The sequence below is a fragment of the Rhizobium sp. 25PS6 genome, from assembly GCF_032464655.1.
Classification (GTDB): domain Bacteria; phylum Pseudomonadota; class Alphaproteobacteria; order Rhizobiales; family Rhizobiaceae; genus Rhizobium; species Rhizobium laguerreae.
Genome location: NZ_JAWDIV010000027.1, coordinates 76,063 through 97,375 on the forward strand (window position 1 = coordinate 76,063; position 21,313 = coordinate 97,375).

General features: G+C 61.0%; 21 protein-coding genes, 1 tRNA gene and 1 pseudogene. 17 read left to right on the top strand and 6 right to left on the bottom strand.

Translation table 11 applies throughout. The annotated features are described in order from the left end of the window. Positions 1 to 31 precede the first annotated feature (31 nt). From RWK44_RS30600 to RWK44_RS30640, 9 genes are all read left to right on the top strand, one after another. Entirely contained in the window at positions 32 to 208 is a 177-nt protein-coding gene (locus RWK44_RS30600) for a hypothetical protein (RefSeq protein WP_020051854.1), read from the top strand. A gap of 5 nt (positions 209 to 213) precedes the next feature. After that, entirely contained in the window at positions 214 to 1,167 is a 954-nt protein-coding gene (gene xerD / locus RWK44_RS30605) for a site-specific tyrosine recombinase XerD (protein WP_316029881.1), read from the top strand. 62 nt (positions 1,168 to 1,229) lie between these two features. After that, positions 1,230 to 2,183, top strand: coding sequence for an acetyl-CoA carboxylase carboxyltransferase subunit alpha (locus RWK44_RS30610; protein WP_017962320.1), 954 nt, complete (start codon positions 1,230 to 1,232; stop codon positions 2,181 to 2,183). A 196-nt stretch (positions 2,184 to 2,379) separates the two neighbouring features. Then, positions 2,380 to 3,606 carry a L,D-transpeptidase family protein gene (locus tag RWK44_RS30615; protein ID WP_221947886.1) on the top strand — a complete coding sequence of 409 codons (1,227 nt, stop codon included), beginning with the start codon at positions 2,380 to 2,382 and terminating at the stop codon, positions 3,604 to 3,606. Positions 3,607 to 3,611: 5 nt separating this feature from the next. After that, positions 3,612 to 3,836: a sulfurtransferase TusA family protein gene (locus RWK44_RS30620; RefSeq protein ID WP_017989572.1), complete on the top strand. Its 225-nt coding sequence runs from the start codon at positions 3,612 to 3,614 to the stop codon at positions 3,834 to 3,836. 608 nt (positions 3,837 to 4,444) lie between these two features. Beyond that, positions 4,445 to 5,422: a TRAP transporter substrate-binding protein gene (locus RWK44_RS30625; protein ID WP_221947887.1), complete on the top strand. Its 978-nt coding sequence runs from the start codon at positions 4,445 to 4,447 to the stop codon at positions 5,420 to 5,422. Between the two features lie 148 nt (positions 5,423 to 5,570). Continuing rightward, positions 5,571 to 6,149, top strand: a complete 579-nt coding sequence (locus RWK44_RS30630) for a TRAP transporter small permease (RefSeq protein ID WP_221959435.1) — start codon at positions 5,571 to 5,573, stop codon at positions 6,147 to 6,149. A 4-nt stretch (positions 6,150 to 6,153) separates the two neighbouring features. After that, positions 6,154 to 7,434 carry a TRAP transporter large permease gene (locus RWK44_RS30635; RefSeq protein WP_131663260.1) on the top strand — a complete coding sequence of 427 codons (1,281 nt, stop codon included), beginning with the start codon at positions 6,154 to 6,156 and terminating at the stop codon, positions 7,432 to 7,434. A gap of 9 nt (positions 7,435 to 7,443) precedes the next feature. Then, positions 7,444 to 8,217, top strand: a complete 774-nt coding sequence (locus RWK44_RS30640) for a FadR/GntR family transcriptional regulator (RefSeq protein ID WP_316029882.1) — start codon at positions 7,444 to 7,446, stop codon at positions 8,215 to 8,217. A 31-nt stretch (positions 8,218 to 8,248) separates the two neighbouring features. Here RWK44_RS30640 and RWK44_RS30645 read toward each other — a convergent pair whose 3' ends face one another. Both RWK44_RS30645 and RWK44_RS30650 read right to left on the bottom strand, forming a co-directional pair. Further along, entirely contained in the window at positions 8,249 to 9,439 is a 1,191-nt protein-coding gene (locus tag RWK44_RS30645) for a CobW family GTP-binding protein (RefSeq protein ID WP_316029883.1), read from the bottom strand. A gap of 19 nt (positions 9,440 to 9,458) precedes the next feature. Further along, entirely contained in the window at positions 9,459 to 10,592 is a 1,134-nt protein-coding gene (locus RWK44_RS30650) for a D-alanyl-D-alanine carboxypeptidase family protein (RefSeq protein WP_316029884.1), read from the bottom strand. A gap of 157 nt (positions 10,593 to 10,749) precedes the next feature. Between RWK44_RS30650 and RWK44_RS30655 the strand changes: the two genes are divergently transcribed. From RWK44_RS30655 to eat, 5 genes are all read left to right on the top strand, one after another. Further along, positions 10,750 to 11,913: a M20 aminoacylase family protein gene (locus RWK44_RS30655; protein WP_316029885.1), complete on the top strand. Its 1,164-nt coding sequence runs from the start codon at positions 10,750 to 10,752 to the stop codon at positions 11,911 to 11,913. Positions 11,914 to 11,967: 54 nt separating this feature from the next. Next, positions 11,968 to 12,044 (top strand) — tRNA-Arg (locus tag RWK44_RS30660). Between the two features lie 616 nt (positions 12,045 to 12,660). Continuing rightward, positions 12,661 to 14,058 carry an ethanolamine ammonia-lyase subunit EutB gene (locus tag RWK44_RS30665; RefSeq protein WP_131663255.1) on the top strand — a complete coding sequence of 466 codons (1,398 nt, stop codon included), beginning with the start codon at positions 12,661 to 12,663 and terminating at the stop codon, positions 14,056 to 14,058. After that, positions 14,055 to 14,801, top strand: coding sequence for an ethanolamine ammonia-lyase subunit EutC (eutC, locus tag RWK44_RS30670; RefSeq protein ID WP_316029886.1), 747 nt, complete (start codon positions 14,055 to 14,057; stop codon positions 14,799 to 14,801). The genes RWK44_RS30665 and eutC overlap by 4 nt, the downstream gene beginning before the upstream one ends. A gap of 30 nt (positions 14,802 to 14,831) precedes the next feature. Further along, a complete protein-coding gene (eat, locus tag RWK44_RS30675) occupies positions 14,832 to 16,196 on the top strand; it encodes an ethanolamine permease (RefSeq protein ID WP_020051930.1) in 1,365 nt (454 codons plus the stop codon). A 161-nt stretch (positions 16,197 to 16,357) separates the two neighbouring features. Here the strand turns inward: eat and RWK44_RS30680 are convergent, their stop codons facing one another. Beyond that, a complete protein-coding gene (locus RWK44_RS30680; RefSeq protein ID WP_316029887.1) occupies positions 16,358 to 16,876 on the bottom strand; it encodes a DUF2937 family protein in 519 nt (172 codons plus the stop codon). 143 nt (positions 16,877 to 17,019) lie between these two features. Here RWK44_RS30680 and RWK44_RS30685 point away from each other — a divergent pair, with 143 nt between their 5' ends. After that, on the top strand, positions 17,020 to 17,262 hold the full coding sequence (locus RWK44_RS30685; protein WP_168255896.1) for a hypothetical protein: 243 nt from the start codon (positions 17,020 to 17,022) through the stop codon (positions 17,260 to 17,262). Between the two features lie 118 nt (positions 17,263 to 17,380). Next, positions 17,381 to 17,533, top strand: coding sequence for a hypothetical protein (locus RWK44_RS30690; protein ID WP_165503786.1), 153 nt, complete (start codon positions 17,381 to 17,383; stop codon positions 17,531 to 17,533). Between the two features lie 75 nt (positions 17,534 to 17,608). Here RWK44_RS30690 and RWK44_RS30695 read toward each other — a convergent pair whose 3' ends face one another. Together RWK44_RS30695 and RWK44_RS30700 are read right to left on the bottom strand one after the other, a co-directional pair. Continuing rightward, positions 17,609 to 17,899: a BON domain-containing protein gene (locus RWK44_RS30695; protein WP_131661267.1), complete on the bottom strand. Its 291-nt coding sequence runs from the start codon at positions 17,897 to 17,899 to the stop codon at positions 17,609 to 17,611. A gap of 63 nt (positions 17,900 to 17,962) precedes the next feature. Next, positions 17,963 to 18,674, bottom strand: a pseudogene (locus RWK44_RS30700) (hypothetical protein). 318 nt (positions 18,675 to 18,992) lie between these two features. Between RWK44_RS30700 and dxr the strand changes: the two are divergent. Continuing rightward, positions 18,993 to 20,183, top strand: a complete 1,191-nt coding sequence (gene dxr / locus RWK44_RS30705; RefSeq protein WP_132611283.1) for a 1-deoxy-D-xylulose-5-phosphate reductoisomerase — start codon at positions 18,993 to 18,995, stop codon at positions 20,181 to 20,183. Positions 20,184 to 20,235: 52 nt separating this feature from the next. Here the strand turns inward: dxr and RWK44_RS30710 are convergent, their stop codons facing one another. Next, positions 20,236 to 21,309, bottom strand: a complete 1,074-nt coding sequence (locus tag RWK44_RS30710; RefSeq protein WP_206111596.1) for an ABC transporter ATP-binding protein — start codon at positions 21,307 to 21,309, stop codon at positions 20,236 to 20,238. Positions 21,310 to 21,313: the final 4 nt, after the last annotated feature.

Here is a 21,313-nt window from a genome sequence, read left to right on the forward strand (position 1 = left end):
TAACAGAAGCAGAGCATGAAGGAGTTGCTGGATGCCGACCCTGTTCCGTTTCCTGTTCGTCTGCGCGATCCTCGCCGGGACGGTCTACGGAGCGATGCTGGCGCTTGTGACCTTCGTGGAGCCCGAGCCGCGCGACGTGACCATCCGCATTCCGTCCGAGCGGGTCAATCCGCCTCCCACGGGCGCGATCGACACGACCAGGAAGTGACCGGCATGGTGGATCTCGGCCGCGCCCACGTGGAATCCTTCCTGGAGATGATGAGCGCCGAGCGCGGCGCTGCCGCCAACACGCTGCAGTCTTATGAACGCGATCTCGACGACATCAGATCCTTCCTCAAGGAGCGCAGCATACGGCTCACCGAAGCCGCTTCCGCCGATCTCGCCGCCTATCTCTCCTCGCTCGCCCGAAAGGGCTTCAAACCCTCGTCCCAGGCGCGCCGGCTTGCCGCCATGCGGCAGTTCTACAAGTTCCTCTACGCCGAGGGACTGAGGACCGACGACCCCACCGGCATACTCGACGCACCGAAGAAGGGCCGTCCGCTGCCGAAGACGATGGGCGTCGAAGAGGTCGGCAGGCTGCTTTCGCAGGCAGAGGCCGAGGCGGAGGATGCAAGCCCGGGCCAGTTGCAGCGCCTGCGCATGCTGGCTCTGCTGGAACTGCTCTATGCCACCGGAATGCGGGTCAGCGAACTTGTCTCGCTTCCTGCCCGCGTGCTCGATCAGGAAGGCCGTTTCCTGATGATCCGCGGCAAGGGCAACAAGGATCGGCTGGTGCCGCTGTCGCAATCGGCGATATCAGCCCTGAAATCCTACGGGCGCCTGCTGGCGGCCGAAAATGCAGCGGCGAAGGAGCCGCAGGAAAGCCCCTGGCTGTTTCCCTCCGTCTCGAAGGAAGGATACCTGCCGCGCCAGGTTTTTGCCCGCGACCTCAAGAACCTGGCGATCCGCGCCGGCCTGACGCCGTCGCTGATCTCGCCGCACGTCATGCGCCACGCCTTTGCCAGCCACCTGCTGGCCAACGGCGCCGATCTGCGCGTCGTACAGGAACTCCTCGGCCATTCGGACATTTCGACCACACAGATCTACACACATGTCCTCGAAGAGAGGCTGCAGCAGCTTGTCCAGACGCATCACCCCCTTGCCAAACAGGCGAAAAAGCACGAATAGGACCGGCGACAAGGGGCGGAGCCAGGAAAACGCCCCGGGCACAAGGAACGGAAACGCACCTCATGCACAATTATCTCGACTTCGAAAAGCCGATCTCCGACCTCGAAGGCAAGATCATCGAGCTAAAGAAGCTCGCAACGGAAGACGAGAGCATCGACACCACCGATGAGATCGGCAGGCTGGAGGTTCGCGTCCGCGACGCGATCGTCGAAATCTATTCCAAGCTTAATCCCTGGCAGAAGACGCAGGTCGCCCGCCATCCGCAGCGCCCGCATTTTGTCGATTACGCTAAGACGCTGTTCCAGGAATTCACGCCGCTTGCCGGCGACCGCAAATTTTCCGAGGATGCCGCGATCCAGGCGGGCCTTGCCCGTTTCCGCGGCCAGCCCGTCGCCGTCATCGGCCAGGAAAAGGGTAATGATACCAAGAGCCGCCTGAAGCACAATTTCGGCAGCCCCCGCCCGGAAGGCTACCGCAAGGCGATCCGTATTCTTGAAATGGCCGATCGTTTCGGCCTGCCGGTGATTTCGCTGGTGGATACGGCAGGCGCCTATCCCGGCGTCGGTGCCGAAGAGCGCGGCCAGGCCGAGGCGATCGCCCGCTCGACGGAAATGTGCCTCGGCGTCAAGGTTCCCCTGGTTTCCGTCGTCATCGGCGAAGGCGGCTCGGGCGGCGCCATCGCCATCGCCACCGGCAATAAGGTCTATATGCTCGAGCATTCGATCTACAGCGTTATCTCGCCGGAAGGAGCCGCCTCCATTCTCTGGCGCGATTCCACCCGCGCCCGGGAAGCGGCGACCAACATGAAAATCACCGCCGAGGACCTGAAATCGCTCGGCGTCATCGACGGCATCATTTCCGAGCCGCTCGGCGGCGCACATCGCGATCCCGACAGCGTGATAGCAGCAACCGGTGACGTGATCGCCAGTGCTCTGGCCGAAATGGCGTCCCGCTCGGGCGAGCAGCTGCGCAACGACCGCCGCCAGAAATTCCTCGCCATGGGCCGTAATCTCTAACGGACATTCGGCTCTTCACCGATTGGGGCCAAATCTTGGCCACATTGATGTTATCTGTAGCATTCGCGCTTGCGGGGATGTTCCAGGCACGTCATAGGCTGGTAAGGACTTGTAAAGTATAAACCGTCTATGATTCCGTTTGATGCCCGGGCTCCATGGGCGGACCGGGTCGCATTATCTTTATGGGCTAGTTGGGATGCGCATACGTCATTTTGCCTATATTTCCCTCATGGCGCTGGCTCTGTCCGGCTGCAATGACGCGTTGGAAACCGCGCAGGTCGATCTTTCCAAGGTCAAGAACAAGGTCGAGCAGCCGCTTCCCAGCCATATCCTCGCTCAGATGTCCGCCAAGGGCATGGACCGCAATTCGCCGATCATGATCCGCATCTTCAAGGAAGAAGGTGCCATGGAGATCTGGAAGGCGAAGACCGACAACCGTTTCGACAAGATCGCCGATTACAAGATCTGCGCCTGGTCCGGCCGTCTCGGCCCGAAGGTAAAGACCGGCGACCGGCAGGCGCCGGAAGGTTTCTACGACCTGACGCGCGCCAACCTGAACCCCAATTCCAAATATTATCTGGCGATCAACACCGGCTTTCCGAACCGCTACGACGCGGCGAACGGCCGCACCGGCTCCGATCTGATGATCCACGGCGCCTGCTCCTCCTCCGGCTGCTACTCGATGACCGATCAGCAGGTGCTGGAGATCTACGCCTTCGCCCGCGACGCCTTCAAGGGCGGCCAGTCGACCGTGCAGCTGCAGGCCTTCCCCTTCCGCATGACGGCGGAAAACATGGTCAAGCACCGCCTCGACAGCAGTTACGACTTCTGGAAGATGCTGAAGGTCGGCTACGACAATTTCGAAGTGACGAAGCGCCCGCCTGAGGTGAACGTCTGCGAGAAGAAATACGTCTTCAATCAGCAGGCAGCCGACGGCGGCGCCTTCAATGCCGCCGGCAAGTGCCCTGTTATGTCGACGCCGCCGGCGCTGACGGCAGCCCTTGCCGCCTACGGCAAGACCTACGATGCCGATTATGCCAAGGCGATGAGCAAATTTGACGGCATGGCCTGGTACGATCCCACGGAAGCCGAGCGCAAGGCCGTGGTCGCCAAGCTGCGCAAGGGCCGTGAACTTGCTTACGCTCCGACCGGCACCTCGCTGGAAGCCGGTCGCATGGTCAAGGTCGCCGAACTTGAAGACCTGATGGCCAAGCGCACCGCGCAGGGCCTCGCCGCCAAAACCGCGCCGGGCGCCACGCCTGCAGCCCCTGCCCAGCCTCAGGCAACAGCCGTCGCTGCGGCGACACCCGCGGTCGTGCCGGTGCCGATGCAGAACCCGCTGGCCTTTGCGGCGCCCGAACCGCAGGAAACGGCAGACGCCACGGCAAAGAAGCCGTTCTGGAAATTCTGGGCGAGGAACTGAACGGCTTGAACCCCGTTCTCTACGATCTTCGCGGCCTGAAATGCCCACTCCCCGTGATCAAGACACGCAAGAAGCTCGCCGCCATGGCGAGCGGCACGCTCATTCGCGTCGACACCACCGATCCGCTTGCTGTGATCGACATGCCGCACTTCTGCAATGAGGACGGCCACGAACTGGTCGAGACGGAAAAGACCGAAAGCGGCCACCGCTTCCTGATCCGCAAGCGCTGAAGCGCGTCTCCCAAACCAGTAAGCAGCTCTAAAAGAGCCACGCGGTTGGGTATCTGACCCATGCTCTTTGCGGCGCATATCTTGCCGAAGCATGGGACCAGCAAACCATCGGGCAAAACCAGCGTAATTAAACGAGCCTGACGGTTCACGATAGGCTTCACCGTCAGCTGCCGTCCGCGCCTCCGACCTTGCCTGCTCGCGCTTTCACAGCGTCGACAGGAGAGCAAGCAGCGGCGAAAATTCATCATACAACTACACAGCTTTTGTATGTTGACATTATACTTTACAGGTTCTAGCCATAGTGAGCCGTTGGAGGAACGGCAAGAATAGAGGAGGCTACCGATCCAAGTCTTCTGTTCCGCGAGAAGAGCGACAGAGTTCGCGTGCAGAGGTATGCAACTGCTTCATCGGATCCGATGGGCACGTTGAGCCATGTTCCTATGTCTCGATGAGCATCTTCCAACGCGCGCAACCTTTCGGGCCGGACCATCAGTGCCCGATTGTGGAAATATCGCTGGAAGGCGAAGCGCACAGAGGACCTTCCTCTAAGTCGCAAAGCCGGGATACCGACTCTGAGAATTAATCGTCATGCAAAACGGGAGGAGAGCATGAAAAACTTTGTTAAACTGGCGGCCAGTCTTATGGTTGCCGCTTCATTCATGAGCGGCGCGGCCAGCGCTCAAACGGTGCTGAAATCGTCCGATACGCATCCGGACGGCTATCCGACAGTCGAAGGCGTCAAATATTTTGGCGAGCTGTTGAAGGAGCGCACGCAGGGCCGTTATTCCCTCGAAGTGTATCATTCCGCCCAGCTCGGCGAGGAGAAGGACACGATCGAGCAGGTGCGCTCCGGCGTCATCGAGCTGAACCGTGTGTCAATGGCGCCCTTCAACGGCACCGTGAAGGAATCGATCGTTCCAGCTCTGCCCTATATCTTCCGGTCGGAAGAGCACATGCACAAGGTCATGGACGGCGCCATCGGCGACCAGATCAAGAAGGCGTTCGAACCGGCCGGTCTCGTGGTGCTTGCCTTCTACGATGCCGGCGCGCGCTCGTTTTACAACAAGACGAAGCCGATCAATTCGGTTGCCGACATGAAAGGTCTGAAGTTCCGCGTCATCCAGTCCGATATCTTCGTCGACATGGTGGCGGCCCTCGGCGCCAATGCCACGCCGATGCCCTATGGAGAGGTCTATTCGGGGATCGAAACGGGCGTCATCGACGGCGCGGAAAACAACTTCCCGAGCTATGACACCGCCAAGCACGCCGAAGTGGCGAAGAACTATTCGCTGGACGAGCACACGATCCTGCCGGAAGTGTTCGTCATGAACAAGGCGGCGTTCGACAAGCTGACGCCGGAGGATCAGGCGGTCTTCAAACAGGCGGCCAAGGACAGCGTCGCCAAGCAGCGCGAGCTGTGGTCAGCCAAGGTCGCTGAATCGCGCGCCAACGTCGAAAAGCTCGGCGCTCAGATCACCATGCCGGACAAGCAGGGGTTCATCGACGCCATGGCCCCGGTTTACGAAAAGCACGTGAAAGATGACGTGCTGAAGAAGATGGTCGAGGATGTAAAGGCTGTGCAATAGCCATAGCCTGCCTTCCTTTTTGCAGAAAGCGGCGTCGGTTATCGGGGTGGACAATTATCGCCACCCCGGTTCACCCGCCGCTTCGTGCACATCTTTCTCGTTTCCTCCCGCCAAGGGAGAGTGAGCGCCCAAATTCGACGAGGCCTTTATGTCGAACAACCTGACACCCGTCGTCAATTTTCTGACACGCCTGAGCAACGCCGCCCTTTGGCTGGCGGGCACCGGCTTGGTGCTGATGACGGTCTTTGTCGCCTGGCAGGTGTTTTGCCGCTATGTGCTGAACGACTCGCCGAGTTGGACGGAGCCGGGCTCGGTCATGCTGATGAGCTGGTTCATCTTCCTCGGCGCCGCCGTCGGCATCCGGGAGAATAATCATCTTGGTTTCGACGTGCTGCTTTATGTGCTGCCGAAATCCGGCAAGCGCGTCCTGCGCATGATCTCGGACGTCGTCATTCTCGCCTTTGGCGCCGGCATGGTCTGGTACGGCGGCGCGCTCATAAGCCTGACCTGGAACACAACCTTGCCGTCGCTAGGTATCTCAGGCGCGTTCGACTATCTGCCGCTCGCAGGCGGCGGCATGCTTGCCGTCATCTTCTCGCTGGAGCGCATCGTGCTCCGCCTCGCCGGCGAACCGATTGACGATGCGCTGGATGAGATTCTGCCGGCGGAGATCGCCGTCGAGATCGAAAACATCAATGCCGATCCGAACGTCAAATTGAAGGTGTAGCACGATGGAACTCTGGATCCTGTTCGGTGTTTTCACCACCTTGATGCTGATAGGCACGCCGATCGCCTTCTGCCTCGGCGTCTCCAGCTTCGCCACGGTGCTCTACATGGGCCTGCCGCCGCTGGTCATCTTCCAGCGGCTGAATTCCGGCATGAGCGTATTTTCGCTCCTCGCCATCCCCTTTTTCATCTACGCCGGCGACCTGATGGTGCGCGGCGGCATCGCCAGCCGCATCGTCGCCTTCGCCGCTTCCCTGGTCGGCCACGTACGCGGCGGCCTCGGCCAGGTCAACATCGTCACCGCCACACTGTTCGGCGGCATCTCCGGTTCGGCGGTGGCAGAAGCCGCAGCCGTCGGCGGCCTGATGATCCCGCAGATGAAGCAGCGCGGCTATGGCGCCGATTATGCGGTGAACGTCACTTCAATGGCAGCGCTGATCGCGCTGCTCCTGCCGCCCTCCCACAACATGATCATCTATTCGATCTCCGCCGGCGGCAAGATCTCCATCGCCGACCTGTTCACCGCCGGCGTGTTGCCCGGAATATTGCTTGCGGTCGCGCTCATGGTGACCGCTTACATCGTTGCGCGCTCGCGCGGCTATCCGACAGAACCCTTTCCGGGCTTTGTCATGGTGGCTCATTTGCTCGCGGTCGCACTCCCCGGGCTGCTGCTGATCGCCATCATCTTCGGCGGGGTGAGGTCCGGCATCTTCACTGCGACGGAAAGCTCTTGCATCGCGGTGCTCTACGCGCTGCTGATAACGCTCCTGGTCTACCGGCAGATGAGCTGGAGAGACTTCGTTCACGCCACGCAGGGAGCCGTGCGCACGACGGCAATGGTGCTTTTGATTATCGGCACAGCCGCCGCCTTCTCCTGGTTGATGGCCTTCCTCAAGGTGCCGGCCTCGCTGGTGATCTGGATGAAGAGCGTCGCCGACGACCCGCTGACGGTGCTGCTCCTGCTCAATGTCCTCATGCTTGTGCTCGGTACTTTTATGGACATGGGGCCGACCATCATCATCTGCACGCCGATCTTTCTGCCGGTGGCGCAAGCCTACGGTGTCGACCCGGTGCATTTCGGCGTGATCATGATCCTGAATTTCGGCATAGGGCTGAACACGCCTCCAGTCGGCGCGGTGCAATTCGTGGCTTGTGCAGTCGGCAAGATCTCTGTCTGGGAAGCCATGCGCTCGATCTGGCCGTTCTACGGTGCGGGCATCGTGGTGCTCGGGCTGGTCACCTACATCCCGGCGATTTCGCTGTGGCTGCCGAGCGTGTTCAAATAGGAGTGCGAGATGGCGACCGACACAGCCGTAGATTTCAGGGTTGAGCGAAGGCCGAAACTCTCCGAAGGCGTCGTTTCGGCCATCCGCGCTCAGGTCGTGTCCGGAGTATACGCGCCCGGCCAAAAGCTGCCGACCGAGACCCGGATGGGCGAACTCTTCGGCGTCAGCCGCACGGTTGTCCGTGAGGCGGTTGCAACGCTTGCCGCCGACGGCCTCGTCGAGGCGCGGCAAGGCGCCGGCGTCTTCGTCAAAAACCATCCGACGATTGCCTTCGGTTCGATCAGCGGCGATGTCGGCAATAAGGTTTCCCATGCGCTCAACATTATCGAGGTGCGCATGGGGCTGGAAATCGAGAGCGCAGGGCTTGCTGCGCTACGGCGCAATGCGGCTCAAGAAGCGCAGATTCAGGAAGCATTCTTCGAATTCGACCGGCTGCTCGAGCGCGGCGAAGCAACCGGCAAGAGCGACTTCGCTTTCCACCGAGAAATCGCGGCTGCCACCAATAATTCATATTATGTCGAAGTTCTCGATGCGCTTGGTATGCGGGCCATCCCCTGCGACGTCGCCTCGCCCTGGGGTACGGACAGCACGCTGTCGCGTAACTATCAGGAAGGCCTGCAGCGCGAGCATCTGGCGATTTTGAAGGCGATTTCCGCCGGGGACGCGGAAGCCGCCCGCGCCGCCATGCGCGCCCATCTGGCGGCAAGCCAGGAGCGCTATCGCACCCTTCTCAGCGGCCAGCAGGCCAAGTGGATGTCAAGCATTCTTAAACGCAAGACCTGAAGAAGATCGCGCAGCGACAAAAATCAACGGTTTAAATCCGCATGCCGGGGATGGCGAGCGGATTGTCCGACAGCACCGCACGATCGGGCATATCGATGCGCGGCTTGCCGAGGAAGGCGTCGAAGAGATCCTTTACGAAGGCTTCCGGCAGATCCCGGGTAATCAGCACCATGCGCGTGCGCCGGTCTTCCCCCGGCCAGGCGGGAAGCCGCACCGGCGGATGAAAGATGCTCTGCACCCCATGCAGCACCAGCGGCCGATCCGGCCGGTCGGAAACGGACACGATCGCCTTCATCCTCAACAGCTTCTCGCCATGGGCCGAACGCAGCAGATCGATGAACATGTCAAGCGCCATCGGATCGATCGGCTTCTCCTCGATGATCGAGAAAGAACGGATCGAGGCATCGTGACGGTTGACGTCGTGCGGGTCCTGGTGCGCATGCCCCTGATCACCAAGATGGTGATGATCATGATGGTGGTGACCATGGTGATCATCATCATGATGGTGATGTCCATCACGACCGTGGTCGTGATTGTGATGCGCCTCGTGGGCATCCTCGTCCTGCAGCCAGCGGCCGACATCGGCGATCTTCGTCGCCGGATCGTAGAGCCCGTTGACCAGCACCGCGGCACTGCCCGCCTCGGCGCTGTCGGCATCCATCATCGTCGCACGCGGATTGAGCGCCCGCAGCCGCTTTTCCAGCCCCTCGGCTGCCTCGGCCATCGTCTTTTTCGAGACGATCAGCCGGTCGGCGACCGCCGCCTGCTTGCGCGCTTCCTCGTGATTGTCGAGCGTCTGTAGCCCATTCACCGCGTCCACGACGGTGACGACGCCGTCGAGCTCGAAATTCGTGGCGATGACGGGATTTCCCATGATCGCCTGCATGACCGGTGCAGGATCAGCAAGGCCGGTCGTCTCGATGACGACGCGCTTGACCCGCTTGACGCGGCCCGTCTGCACGGCGTCCATCAGGTTCGCCAGCGTATCGACAAGCGCGCCGCGCACGGTGCAGCAGAGGCAGCCATCGGACATCTCGATGATCGAATCGCCGGAACTTTCGACCAGAAGATGATCGATGCCGACATCGCCGAATTCGTTGATGATGACGGCCGCATCCTTCATGACAGGATCTTTGAGGATGCGGTTGAGCAGCGTCGATTTGCCGGCGCCGAGAAAGCCGGTCAGGATGGTGACCGGAATCCTGTCGTTGAGCGCGCTCATGTTATTTTACCTTAAAAGCTTAAAATGATGTCGGGCGCGGCATCGGCACCGGCACGTTGGCGATCGCGGCCGCGGTATCCCCGCGCGCCATTTTTTCCGGCTGCGCGGCCGGCTGCGGATCCTGGCCGGGAATCAGGGCGGCAAAGACGAATTGCGGATCGTGGTCCATCGGCTGGATATAGGGTGACTGCACCTTCATGCGGCCGACTTCGTCGCGCGTTTCGCTGCGCACCTTGGCGCCCTTGGCGCTGCAGATATCGGCGCTGATGTCGGTCACCTGGTCCTGCCCCGACCCATAGGGTCTCAGCGAACCCAGCGTGTCGTTGCTGGCAGGCTGCGTGGTAAAGCCCTTCTGCAAAAGGTTCGCCGTCGCATCGGCGCGGGCTGCAAGGCTGTCGGTGCCGAGCACGACGGAGATCAGCGTGCGGCCGTTGCGCGTCGCCGACCCGATCTGGTTGAAGCCCGAAGCGCAGATGAAGCCGGTCTTCATGCCGTCGGCGCCGGCGAAACGGCCGATCAGCATGTTGAGGCTCGGCACGTTCTGCTGGCCGTTGGTGAAACCTTCCAGCGAGAAATAACCGGCATATTGCGGAAAATCGCGGCGCAGCGCCACTGTCAGCACCGCCAGGTCGCGTGCCGTCGTATACTGGCCCTTGCCGGGCAAGCCGTTCGGATTGACGAAGTGCGAATCCGTCATGCCGAGCTTCAGGGCCTCGCCATTCATCCGCGTCACGAAGCCTTCCTGCGTGCCGCCGATGGCTTCGGCAACCGCGACCGCCACATCGTTGGCCGACTTCACCAGCAGGATCTTCAATGCGCTGTCGAGCGTTAGCTTCTGGCCCGGCTTGAAATACATCTTGGCGGCCGGCTGCGCGGCGGCGCGTTTGCTGATGACGACGGGCGTATCGAGGCTGATCTGACCGGCGCGGATTGCGTCGAACACGGTATAGACGGTCATCAGCTTGGTCAGCGAGGCCGGATACCATTTGCGGAAGGCTTCTTCATGCTCGAGCACGCGGCCGGTCTGGACATCGACGAGAATGTGCGGATTGGCCTGGGCGAGCGGAACGGAGGCCAGAAAAACGGCAGTCGCCGCTGACACGAAAGAAAGCGGCCGCAAGGCAGCAAACAAACGGAAGTGGCTCGTCGACACGGTTCGTCCTTCGGATATCAGGAAAATCTCGAAATCTTCCCCTATTTAGCCTATATGGCTATGACATGGCAAAGGTCATTGACTAAGTAATTTCCACAGCCTCACACCCTTGTGATGCGATGAAAGATTGTCGAGATTTCATAACAGGAACGCCGATATGCCGATTTTGAACAGAGCCGCGGAGTTGCAGGACGAGGTCGCCGAATGGCGCCGCCACATCCACGCCCGGCCCGAACTCCTCTTCGCGGTGGAAAATACGGCCGCCTTCGTCGCCGAAAAACTCAAGGAATTCGGCGTCGACGAGATCGTCACCGGTATCGGCCGCACCGGTGTCGTCGGCCTGATCAAGGGCAAGGGCGAAGGCGGCCGCACGGTCGGCCTGCGCGCCGACATGGACGCTCTGCCACTCACGGAGATCACCGGCAAGCCCTGGGCTTCGAAGACGCCGGGCAAGATGCATGCCTGCGGCCATGACGGCCACACCGCCATGCTGCTCGGCGCTGCGAAATACCTGGCCGAGACCCGAAACTTCAACGGCAATGTCGCCGTCATCTTCCAGCCCGCCGAAGAAGGCGGCGGCGGCGGCAATCTGATGGTCAAGGACGGCATGATGGAGCGCTTCGCTATCGAAGAGGTCTACGGCATGCACAATCTGCCGGGCCTGCCGGTCGGCCAGTTCGCCACCCGCAAGGGCGCCATCATGGCGGCGACCGACGAATTCACCGTCACCGTCAAGGGCCGCGGTGGCCACGCCGCCCAGCCGCATAAGACGATCGACCCGATCGCCATCGGCGCCCAGATCATCGCCAACCTGCAGATGATCGCCTCGCGCACCGCCGATCCGCTGCGCTCGGTCGTCGTCTCGGTGACCAAGTTCAATGCCGGTTTCGCCCATAACGTCATTCCGAACGATGCGACCTTCGCCGGTACGGTCCGCACCCTCGACCCCGAGGTGCGCACGCTCGCCGAAACCCGGTTCCGGCAGATCATCGAGGGCCTGGTCGCAGCCCACGGCGCCGAGGCCGAAATCAGCTTCCACCGCAACTACCCCGTCACCGTCAACCACCCCGACGAGACCGAGCACGCGGTCGCCACCGCCAGCGCCATCGCCGGCGAGGCGAACGTCAACGCCGAGATCGATCCGATGATGGGCGGCGAGGATTTCTCCTACATGCTGAACGCCCGCCCCGGCGCCTTCATCTTCATCGGCAACGGCGACAGCGCCGGCCTCCACAACCCGGCCTACGACTTCAACGACGAAGCCATCGCCCACGGCATCTCCTACTGGGTCCGCCTCGCCGAACAGCGCCTCGGCCTTTGACAACAATTAAGGCTTGGCTTCCCGCCAAGCCTTTTGTATGCATGGCATGCAAGTGGTCCCGTAGCTCAGCAGGATAGAGCACCAGATTCCTAATCTGGGGGTCGCGCGTTCGAATCGCGCCGGGATCACCAGTCAATCAGATGGTTTCTCCCTCGACAGAACGCACGTTCCTGCAGACATGCAAGAAATGCAATTATGATCTCATGAGAACCGGCCTTTGACCGGTAGTGGCGAGGCCGCACGACCGAGTTCTTGGGACGAAGAAATTGGCGATCGATTAGACTCGTTCAACTGGCTAGTTTTTCAACATCGGCGTCGATCCACGGTCAGTTCGCTCAAAATGGACGATCGCGTCTCAGTGCAGACCGCCCCACCGAAAAAGCACTCGAGCCAGAACCACTGGATCAGGACGATCAACGAATATTTGCGCAATCGGTGTCGAGCCGGGCGCAAATCTGCGCACATCGGAGCACGTTATCGTAAAGTGGATACAACCACCCTAGCGAATTAACCGCCCTAAATTGAAAACAGTCTCTGCGATAGCCACGCCAGCGTAAGCGGTCATGGTCCAGCCATGCGAAGCCTTCGGCACGGCGGCCTCGGTATCTTAGCCAACAAGAATGGCACGCTTCTTGCCTTGCTTAGTGTAGGGCCGAGCAAACATGCTCGGCGGAAGCCCGCGAATGCCCACAAAAATCGGACGAGTTCTCGGGCATCGAGAATAGGCCGGCCGACGGCCAGGAGCAGATGACAACATATTCGATCGTTCTAGGACGCGAACGCCATGTCTTTCAGGATCTGAAATCGGTATTGGCTTGCGCTTCGCCGCTGAAATCCGGTGACGTGCTGGCCGGGATCGCAGCATCCAGCAACGAGCGGCGGGTGGCCGCCCGCTACCTGCTCGCGGATATGCCTCTCAACACTTTCCTGGAAGACCTCGTCATCCCATACGAGACCGACGAGGTCAGTCGGTTGATCGTCGACCGCCATGATTGGATGGCATTCGCGTCGGTATCTCATATGACGGTCGGTGAGTTTCGCAATTGGCTTCTTTCTTATGACGCGACCTCCGAAAAACTGCTTGCCATTGCACCAGGCCTCACCCCCGAAATGGTGGCGGCGGTCTCCAAGATCATGCGCAACCATGATCTGATCACCGTCGCCGGCAAATGCAGCGTGGTCACTGCCTTTCGTTCCACGATCGGTCTGCCCGGCCGACTATCGAGCCGTCTTCAGCCCAATCATCCCACTGATGATCCTGAAGGCGTCGCCGGCTCGACGCTTGATGGACTTCTCTATGGGATCGGCGATGCGGTGATCGGCATCAACCCGGCGACCGACAATCTTGAGGCCTGCACAAGATTGATGGTTCTTTTCGACCGGCTGCGCGAACGGTTCGAGATCCCTACGCAATCCTGCGTGTTGACCCATGTCACCACGTCAATCAAAGCAATCGAGGCCGGAGCGCCGCTCGATCTGGTGTTCCAGTCAATCGCCGGCTCTGAGGCCGCCAACAAGGGTTTCGGCGTCGATCTCGCCGTCCTCAGGGAAGGCCAGCAGGCAGCCCTTTCCATGAAGCGCGGCACGGTCGGAAACAATGTCATGTATCTGGAGACCGGCCAGGGCAGCGCGCTCTCGGCGGACGCCCATCACGGTGTCGACGAACAGACGATCGAGACGCGGGCCTATGCCGTTGCACGTGAACTCAATCCGCTGCTCGTCAATACGGTGGTCGGCTTCATTGGCCCCGAATATCTTTTCGACGCCAAGCAAATTATCCGCGCCGGGCTCGAAGATCACTTCTGCGGCAAACTGCTTGGCGTGCCGATGGGGGTCGACGTCTGCTACACGAACCATGCGGAAGCAGACCAGGACGATATGGACAATCTGATGGTGTTGCTGACTGTCGCGGGCGTCAGTTTTCTCATCGCGGTGCCCGGCGCCGATGACGTCATGCTCAATTATCAGAGCCTTTCCTACCACGATATTGTCGGCCTCAGGCACCAGTTCAATCGTCCTCCCGCCCCGGAATTCGAAGCCTGGCTTCATCGTATGGGCATGCTTGACCACACGGGTCGCCTTGCACCGGCCAGCGCCTCGGGCACTTTCTCTCGCAATCTCTTGAGCTACAGGGCATCGGCATGAGTTCCATCGAACGAGATCCATTTGCGCGGTTCCGCAACGCCACACGCGCCCGGATTGGGCTTGGAAGAGCAGGCGACGCCTTGCCGACATCGGCAATTCTCGACTTCCAGCTTGCCCATGCCCGGGCGCGGGATGCCGTGCATGGTCAAGTGGATTTTGTCGCCCTTGCCAAGGAACTTGCGCCCGTGGCCACGGTCCATATCCGGTCTCGCGCCAAAGACCGTACGATCTATCTGGCGCGCCCGGATCTCGGCCGTCAGACCCATGCAGCCGATCTCCCGAGCCCAGGCGATCGTTATGATATCGCCTTCGTCATTGCAGATGGGCTTTCAGCCTCGGCGGTCGAGCACCACGCCGTGCCGCTGTTCAAGGCTTGCATGAAGCGTCTCGGCGACTTCAGCGTCGCCCCGGTGATATTGGGCGAACAGGCGCGTGTGGCATTTGGTGATGAGGCAGCGGCGGCGTTTGGTGCGGAAGTTGCCATTGTGCTGATCGGCGAGAGGCCGGGGCTCAGCGTGCCTGACAGTCTCGGTGCCTACATCACGTTCCGCCCGCAATCGGGACGGCGCGACAGCGAGCGCAACTGCATTTCGAATATTCATGCCGACGGGCTCGGCTACGAGGTCGCAGCCGACAAGATTGTTTGGATCGTCCGGGAGGCGCTTCGCTTGCAGCTGACCGGCGTCGATCTCAAGGAAAACGCCGAAGGCGCCATAGAAGCGCTGCCACACCAAGAAGCATAAAAGTTCAAGCTACAAAAAAGGGGAACAATCATGTCAAATTCTCAACCGACGCTCGCCAAGAGCCTGACCGGGCTGCATTTGTGGGGACTTGCCGTCGGCCTGGTCATTTCCGGCGAATATTTCGGCTGGAGCTATGGCTGGGCGGCCGCCGGCACACTCGGCTTCTTGATCACCACGATCCTGATCGCCGTGATGTACACCACCTTTATCTTTTCCTTCACGGAATTGACGACGGCCATTCCGCATGCCGGCGGCCCTTTTGCATATGCGCTCAGGGCTTTCGGCCCACTCGGCGGCTTCGTTGCGGGCTTTGCGACATTGGTTGAATTCGTCTTCGCCCCTCCGGCCATCGCGCTCGCCATCGGCGCCTATCTCAATGTGCAGTTCCCGGGGCTCGATCCGAAAATGGCGGCTGTCGGCGCCTATATCATTTTCATGGCGCTCAATATCGTCGGAGTTACCATCGCGGCAACCTTCGAACTCCTTATCACCATTCTGGCGATCGCCGAACTGCTGATCTTTATGGGTGTCGTCGCGCCGGGCTTCTCTTTTGCCAATTTCGCGGCCAATGGCTGGGCTGGCGCCCCTGAATTCTCGGTCGGTGCCATTGGAGGCATCTTTGCCGCCATTCCATTTGCCATCTGGTTTTTCCTGGCGATCGAAGGCGCGGCGATGGCGGCTGAGGAGACCAAGAACCCCACCCGCACCGTTCCCATTGCCTATATTGCGGGTATTCTGACACTCGTCTTCCTCGCCTTCGGCACCATGATCTTCGCCGGTGGCGTCGGCGACTGGCGTGCGCTGTCCAACATCAACGATCCGCTACCGCAGGCGATGAAGGCGGTCGTGGGCGAATCCTCCGGTTGGCTGCATATGCTGGTCTGGATCGGCCTGTTCGGCCTGATTGCTTCCTTTCACGGCATCATCATGGGCTATTCCAGGCAGATTTTTGCGCTGGGCCGCGCCGGCTACCTCCCGGAAGTCCTTGCAAAAATCCATCCGAAATTCCGCACGCCTTATCTCGCAGTCCTTGCAGGTGGCGCCGTCGGCATCGCAGCCATCTTTTCCGACAGCCTGATCCAGATCGGCGGTTTGCCGCTGACCGCCAATATTGTCACCATGTCGGTGTTCGGCGCGATCATCATGTACATCGTCTCGATGGCGTCGCTGTTTAAACTACGTCAGGCCGAACCTGAACTCGCCCGACCCTTCAGGGCCTGGGGTTATCCCGTGGTGCCAGCCATTGCCCTCGGACTCGCCCTCGTCGCGCTGGCGGCGATGATCTACTACAACTTCATGATCTTTGTGATCTTCCTCGCGATGGGCGTGGTGGCATTCGGCATTTGGCGTTTGCTTTCAGGTGGCATCATCAAGGAAGCGGCAGCGTCCACGTAACAAGGCTCTCTGGCCCAATCACCGGGAAGACAACCGGACGAACGGGTTCCGATTAATATCAATGACCCCCGCCAAAGTGTGGCGGGGGTCATTCCAGCGCAAAGCTTGATTGATCTTATCATCATGTTCCGGGGCCAGTGCCACGTTCGCCACCGATTGGTTCACCGCACCTGACGATGGACGCGCCGTGTCCTCGCGACCCGCCGCGCCCCCAATCCCAGCAGCGCCGCCACGACCCAACCTCCGACAAAGCCGATCGAGCCCCAGACAAGACCGGCAAAGCTGACGGGGACGCCGGGCACGAAGTCGCGCCAGGTATTGGCGAAAACGACGTCATCGGCATTCCCCAGCAGAACAAAGGGCTTGGCGACGGGTGCGGCGGTGCCGAGGTGGAGCTGCTGCGACAGCAGCGTTTCGTAGCGCGTGATCGTGCTCTGCATCGAGACGCCGCGGTCGCGCAGGAAATCGTCGGACGATTGCGCATAGGTGTTCAGCGCCTGCTGGCGATCGAGATGGTGCTCGGCGGCCTGAGTATTGAAATCCTCGACGATGACGCGCAATTCGTCGATCGCCCCGCCGATCCGCTGGCGGTATTGCTGCGCAAATTCCGGCGCCTGCGAAAACACCGTGCCGCCGGCAAGCCCGGCGACGATGGTGATGATCCTTGCAATCGGTCCCATGCTCGATGCCTCCGGCTATCCCCAGCGCTAACGATCCGGCGCGTCAAAGGTTTCTGCCTTCGACACGGTAACCCTATGTGATTGAACCGACGGCTTCCGGCGGGTTGATGCCGTGACCAACTCAGAAAAGAGAGGCGCTCGTCATGAAACGGTTTGTCCTTGCCTGCACGCTCGCTGCTGCGTCCATCTTTTCCGCAATGCCGTCCCAGGCGGCAAGTGTGACCATCACCACGGATGATGCGCGGCCTACTTACCGTCATGCCGAACGGCCCTATTACCGTCATCATATGAGGCCGCGCCACGTCTCCCAGGATTGCTTCACCAGGACCGAAAAAATCCGCCGTCACGGCCATACGCTCGTCAAGGAAACCCGGATTTGCCGATAAGGCAATCCATGCAGGAAAAGCCCGGCCGATCCTCCCCGGCCGGGCTTTTCTTTCTGATTTCGCCGATGAGGAACTTCGCCATATCAGCCGCGTTTATCGCGAAACAGGAGTATTCATCATGCGTATCAAGATGACTCTTTTGACAATCGCCTATGTCGCCGTCAGTGTCCTGCTGCTCGCCATCGCCTACCAGCCGCAGGGGTCGGGCGCCGCGCAGAAAACGGATCGTCTGGCCGGCTCGTCCTTCCTCGTCGAACGCTTCGCCGGTTGATCGGCGGCTTATAGGCGACAATGTGGAAACAGTTCTCGCCCGGCAAGCTCCGGGCTCGGAGCGGCCCGCCGCTGGTTAATGCGTACCGTCGAGCGACGATCCGCCGAGCAGGATTCGGTTCTGCACCGCATGCACACCCTCGACCGCCTTGGCGACCGCAGTTGCCCGTTCGATTTCGCCGACCGTGCCGACGGTGCCGCTCAACACGATCTGGTCGTTCTCCATCGTCACCTCGACATCGGAGGCATCGATGCCGCCGGCGATCGCCAGCGCATTGGCAACGGCCGCCTCGACCGCTGCACGATTGGCGATCTCTATTTCAATCTCGGGTTCGAGCCCGTGAAATGTCTGCTCCTTGAAAACCATGATCCGTTCCTCCGTGAAAACCTCGTAGGAAACGCTGATCGGCGGAGTTTGGTTCAGCACCCGCTACCAGTTGACGCGATAGCGGAGATTGACGCTGCCCGCCTCACCTCCTGAAAATGGATTGCTGACCGAAGCATCGAAATTGAGGTTCGGCAGAATGGCCTGGCTGACCCCAACCGTGCTCGAGAAGTCGCCGCTCGCATTGCTGACGCCTGTCCCTGCCGAAAGCGCGGTTCCCGTCCAGGGATGGATCAGCTTCAGCGCCTGCGTTGCCGTTACCGAAGCCTGCCGGGCCTCGACCGCGTCATATTGCACGCTGATGGATCGGCTCGATTGCATGTCGAGCGAATCGGACAGGATCCAGCTGCGCGAGCGGCTGAGGGTTAGCGCGCCGCTGCCGCGCAGCGTATCGACGCTGACGCTGGCACCCCGCTCTGACCGGCCTGCCGGGGTAACGCTCGTCCTGGTGATCCTGCCCCAAAGCATTGCCTGTTCGGAATCGGGCAGCAGCGCTCCGCCTTTGGTCGAGGCCAGCGCGATGTCGGCGCCAGCGCTCGTTTCCCATTCCGCCGGCAGGCGGAAACCCACCGTCGCCTTGTAGGACCGGTCCGAAAGCTTGGCTGGCGACCAGATCAGCAGGTCGTCCGCCTTCGCTGCGGCTGTGAGCGAGGGTAGGATGGCGAAAAAGATGCATACTAATTTGAATGTCGTCATGAAGTTCAGAACGTTTTGACCTGTCACAGGGCTGCGGCGCGGAGTGGACGCAGCAGCGCATATGAAAGCGTTCGCGACGAACGCAATGAGGGATCACGGCCAAGCCGTCCATCCCGGTTTCATCCTCGATTTAATGTATGGCCCAAAGGCCGGCGGCACCGGGTGCCTGTTCTTCGATGGACGCCACAGCGCCCGACTTGCCATGCGACCGTGACCGGCCGCGGCGGAAGCGATTCCGCCAGCAATGTTATAAGGATCACATCCGGCCGCCGCTCTGTAAACCCCTCAAGGGTTGAAATCTGCTGCACCGCACACTTGCCGCCCCCTCCAAAGCCTAGTAGAGCCTGAGCCTACGAGAGAAATTTTCGCGAAATTCTACATGATGACCGGCAAAAGCGCGCCGCGGCGCCTCAGCATCTTCGGTTCGACGGGTTCGATCGGCCAGAATACACTCAATGTCGTCGATCATCTGGGCGGACGGGAGAACTTCGAAATCTCCGTGCTGACCGGCAGCGGCAATGTCGAATTGTTGGCCCGGCAGGCGAAATCATCCGGCGCGCGGCTGGCGGTGACGGCAAACGACCAGCATTACGAATCACTGAAGAGCGCACTTTCCGGCACCGGCATCGCGGTCGCTTCGGGAAAATCCGGGCTGATGGAAGCCGCCGACCGCGAAGCTGACTGGGTGATGGCGGCAATCGTCGGTACTGCCGGCCTAGCGCCGACGCTTGCCGCGGCCCGCCGCGGCGCCGATATCGCCCTTGCCAACAAGGAATGCCTGGTATCGGCCGGCGATCTCTTCATCGCAGCGATCCGGGCGGGCGGCGGCAGACTGCTTCCGGTCGATAGCGAGCACAACGCGATTTTCCAGGTGCTGGAAGAGAACCAGCGCCACGCCGTCGAGCGGGTCATCCTGACGGCGTCGGGTGGCCCCTTCCGCACCGCCTCGCTGCGTGACATGGCGGATGTGACGGTGGAAACCGCGCGCGCCCACCCGAACTGGTCGATGGGCTTGAAGATTTCGATCGACAGTGCCTCGATGTTCAACAAGGCGCTGGAGATGATCGAAGCCCGGCACCTTTTCGGCCTCAGGCCCGAACAGATCGAGGTCATTTTTCATCCGCAATCGATTATCCACTCCATGGTCGGCTATACCGATGGATCGGTGCTGGCGCAGCTCGGCGCGCCCGATATGCGCACCGCCATCGGTTATGCCCTATCCTTTCCGCGCCGGTCGAACCTGCCGGTCGAGCGGCTGGATTTCGCCAAGCTCGCCAGGCTGGATTTCGAGGCGCCGGATGAGGTGCGGTTTCCGGCGCTGCGGCTCGCGCGCCTGGCGATGACGCGCGGCGGTGTTCAGGGCGCGGTGCTGAACGGCGCCAAGGAAGTGGCGCTCGAAGCCTTCATCGAAGGGCGGCTCTCCTTCCTCGCCATGGCCGAGGTCACCGAGAGGGTCATGGACGATCTGGCCGGCCTGCCGCCGGCTTCCGGCATGGATGATGTCTTCGCCGCCGACAGGGAAGCCCGGCAAAGGGCGGCGGAGCTCATGACACTAGCGATTGCTGAGTGAAGTTCGCACGGGCGGCCGAGTGGTCGTCCGCTTGTGACCGTGACTGCCGCGATTAGCGCAACCGGTTCCCACCCTCGTCGAACAACCGGCAATCCGACGGTTCAAACAGCAGGCTCACTTGCTCGCCCGCCGCGATACTGATCGGTGACCGATGCTCGACGGTCAGTGACTGGCCATCGGCAAGCTGGCAATAGAGATATTGCGTTCCCCCGAGATACTCCGAAAAATCCACCCTCGCCGTCAGGCTGCCCGATAGATCGGAGGCCACCATCAGATGCTCCGGCCGCAGGCCGAGCGTCACCGCGCCACCAACCGGCCTGTCCGCCGGCGTCAGGCCGCTTTCGATCTGCCGGCCGGCGACCTCGACCAGGCCGCCCTCACCCCAGCGGGCGTTTAGGAGGTTCATCCTGGGCGAGCCGATAAAGCCGGCCACGAAGGTATTCGAGGGATTTTCATAGATTTCTCGGGGCGTTCCGGCCTGTTCGACGCGGCCGTCGCGCAGCACGACGATCTTGTCGGCGAGTGTCATCGCCTCCGTCTGGTCGTGCGTGACATAGATCATCGTGTTGCCGAGTTCGCGGTGAAGGCGGGCGATCTCGATGCGCATCGAAACGCGCAGTTCCGCATCGAGATTGGACAGCGGCTCGTCGAACAGGAAGACATCCGGCTTGCGCACAATCGCCCGGCCGATCGCCACGCGCTGCCGCTGGCCACCGGAAAGCTGTCCCGGCCGCCGGTCGAGAAGATGGTCGATCTTCAGGATCGCGGAGGCGGCCTTGACGCGCGTCTCTATCTCCGCAGCATTCGTGCGCGCCATCTTCAAGCCGAAGGCCAGGTTGTCGCGCACGCTCATATGCGGATAGAGCGCGTAGGACTGGAAGACCATGGCGATGCCGCGCTCGGACGGATCGAGATCGGTGACGATACGTCCCTTGATCTCGACCTCCCCGTCGGTCACGTCTTCCAGGCCGGCTATCATGCGCAGAAGCGTCGATTTTCCGCAGCCGGAAGGGCCGACGAAGACGACGAATTCGCCCTCCGCGATCGTCAGGTCGATCCCGTGGACCACCTGCAGATTGCCATAGCTTTTTCGCACGTCCTGGAGCACGACGCTCTTGTTACCCATACCG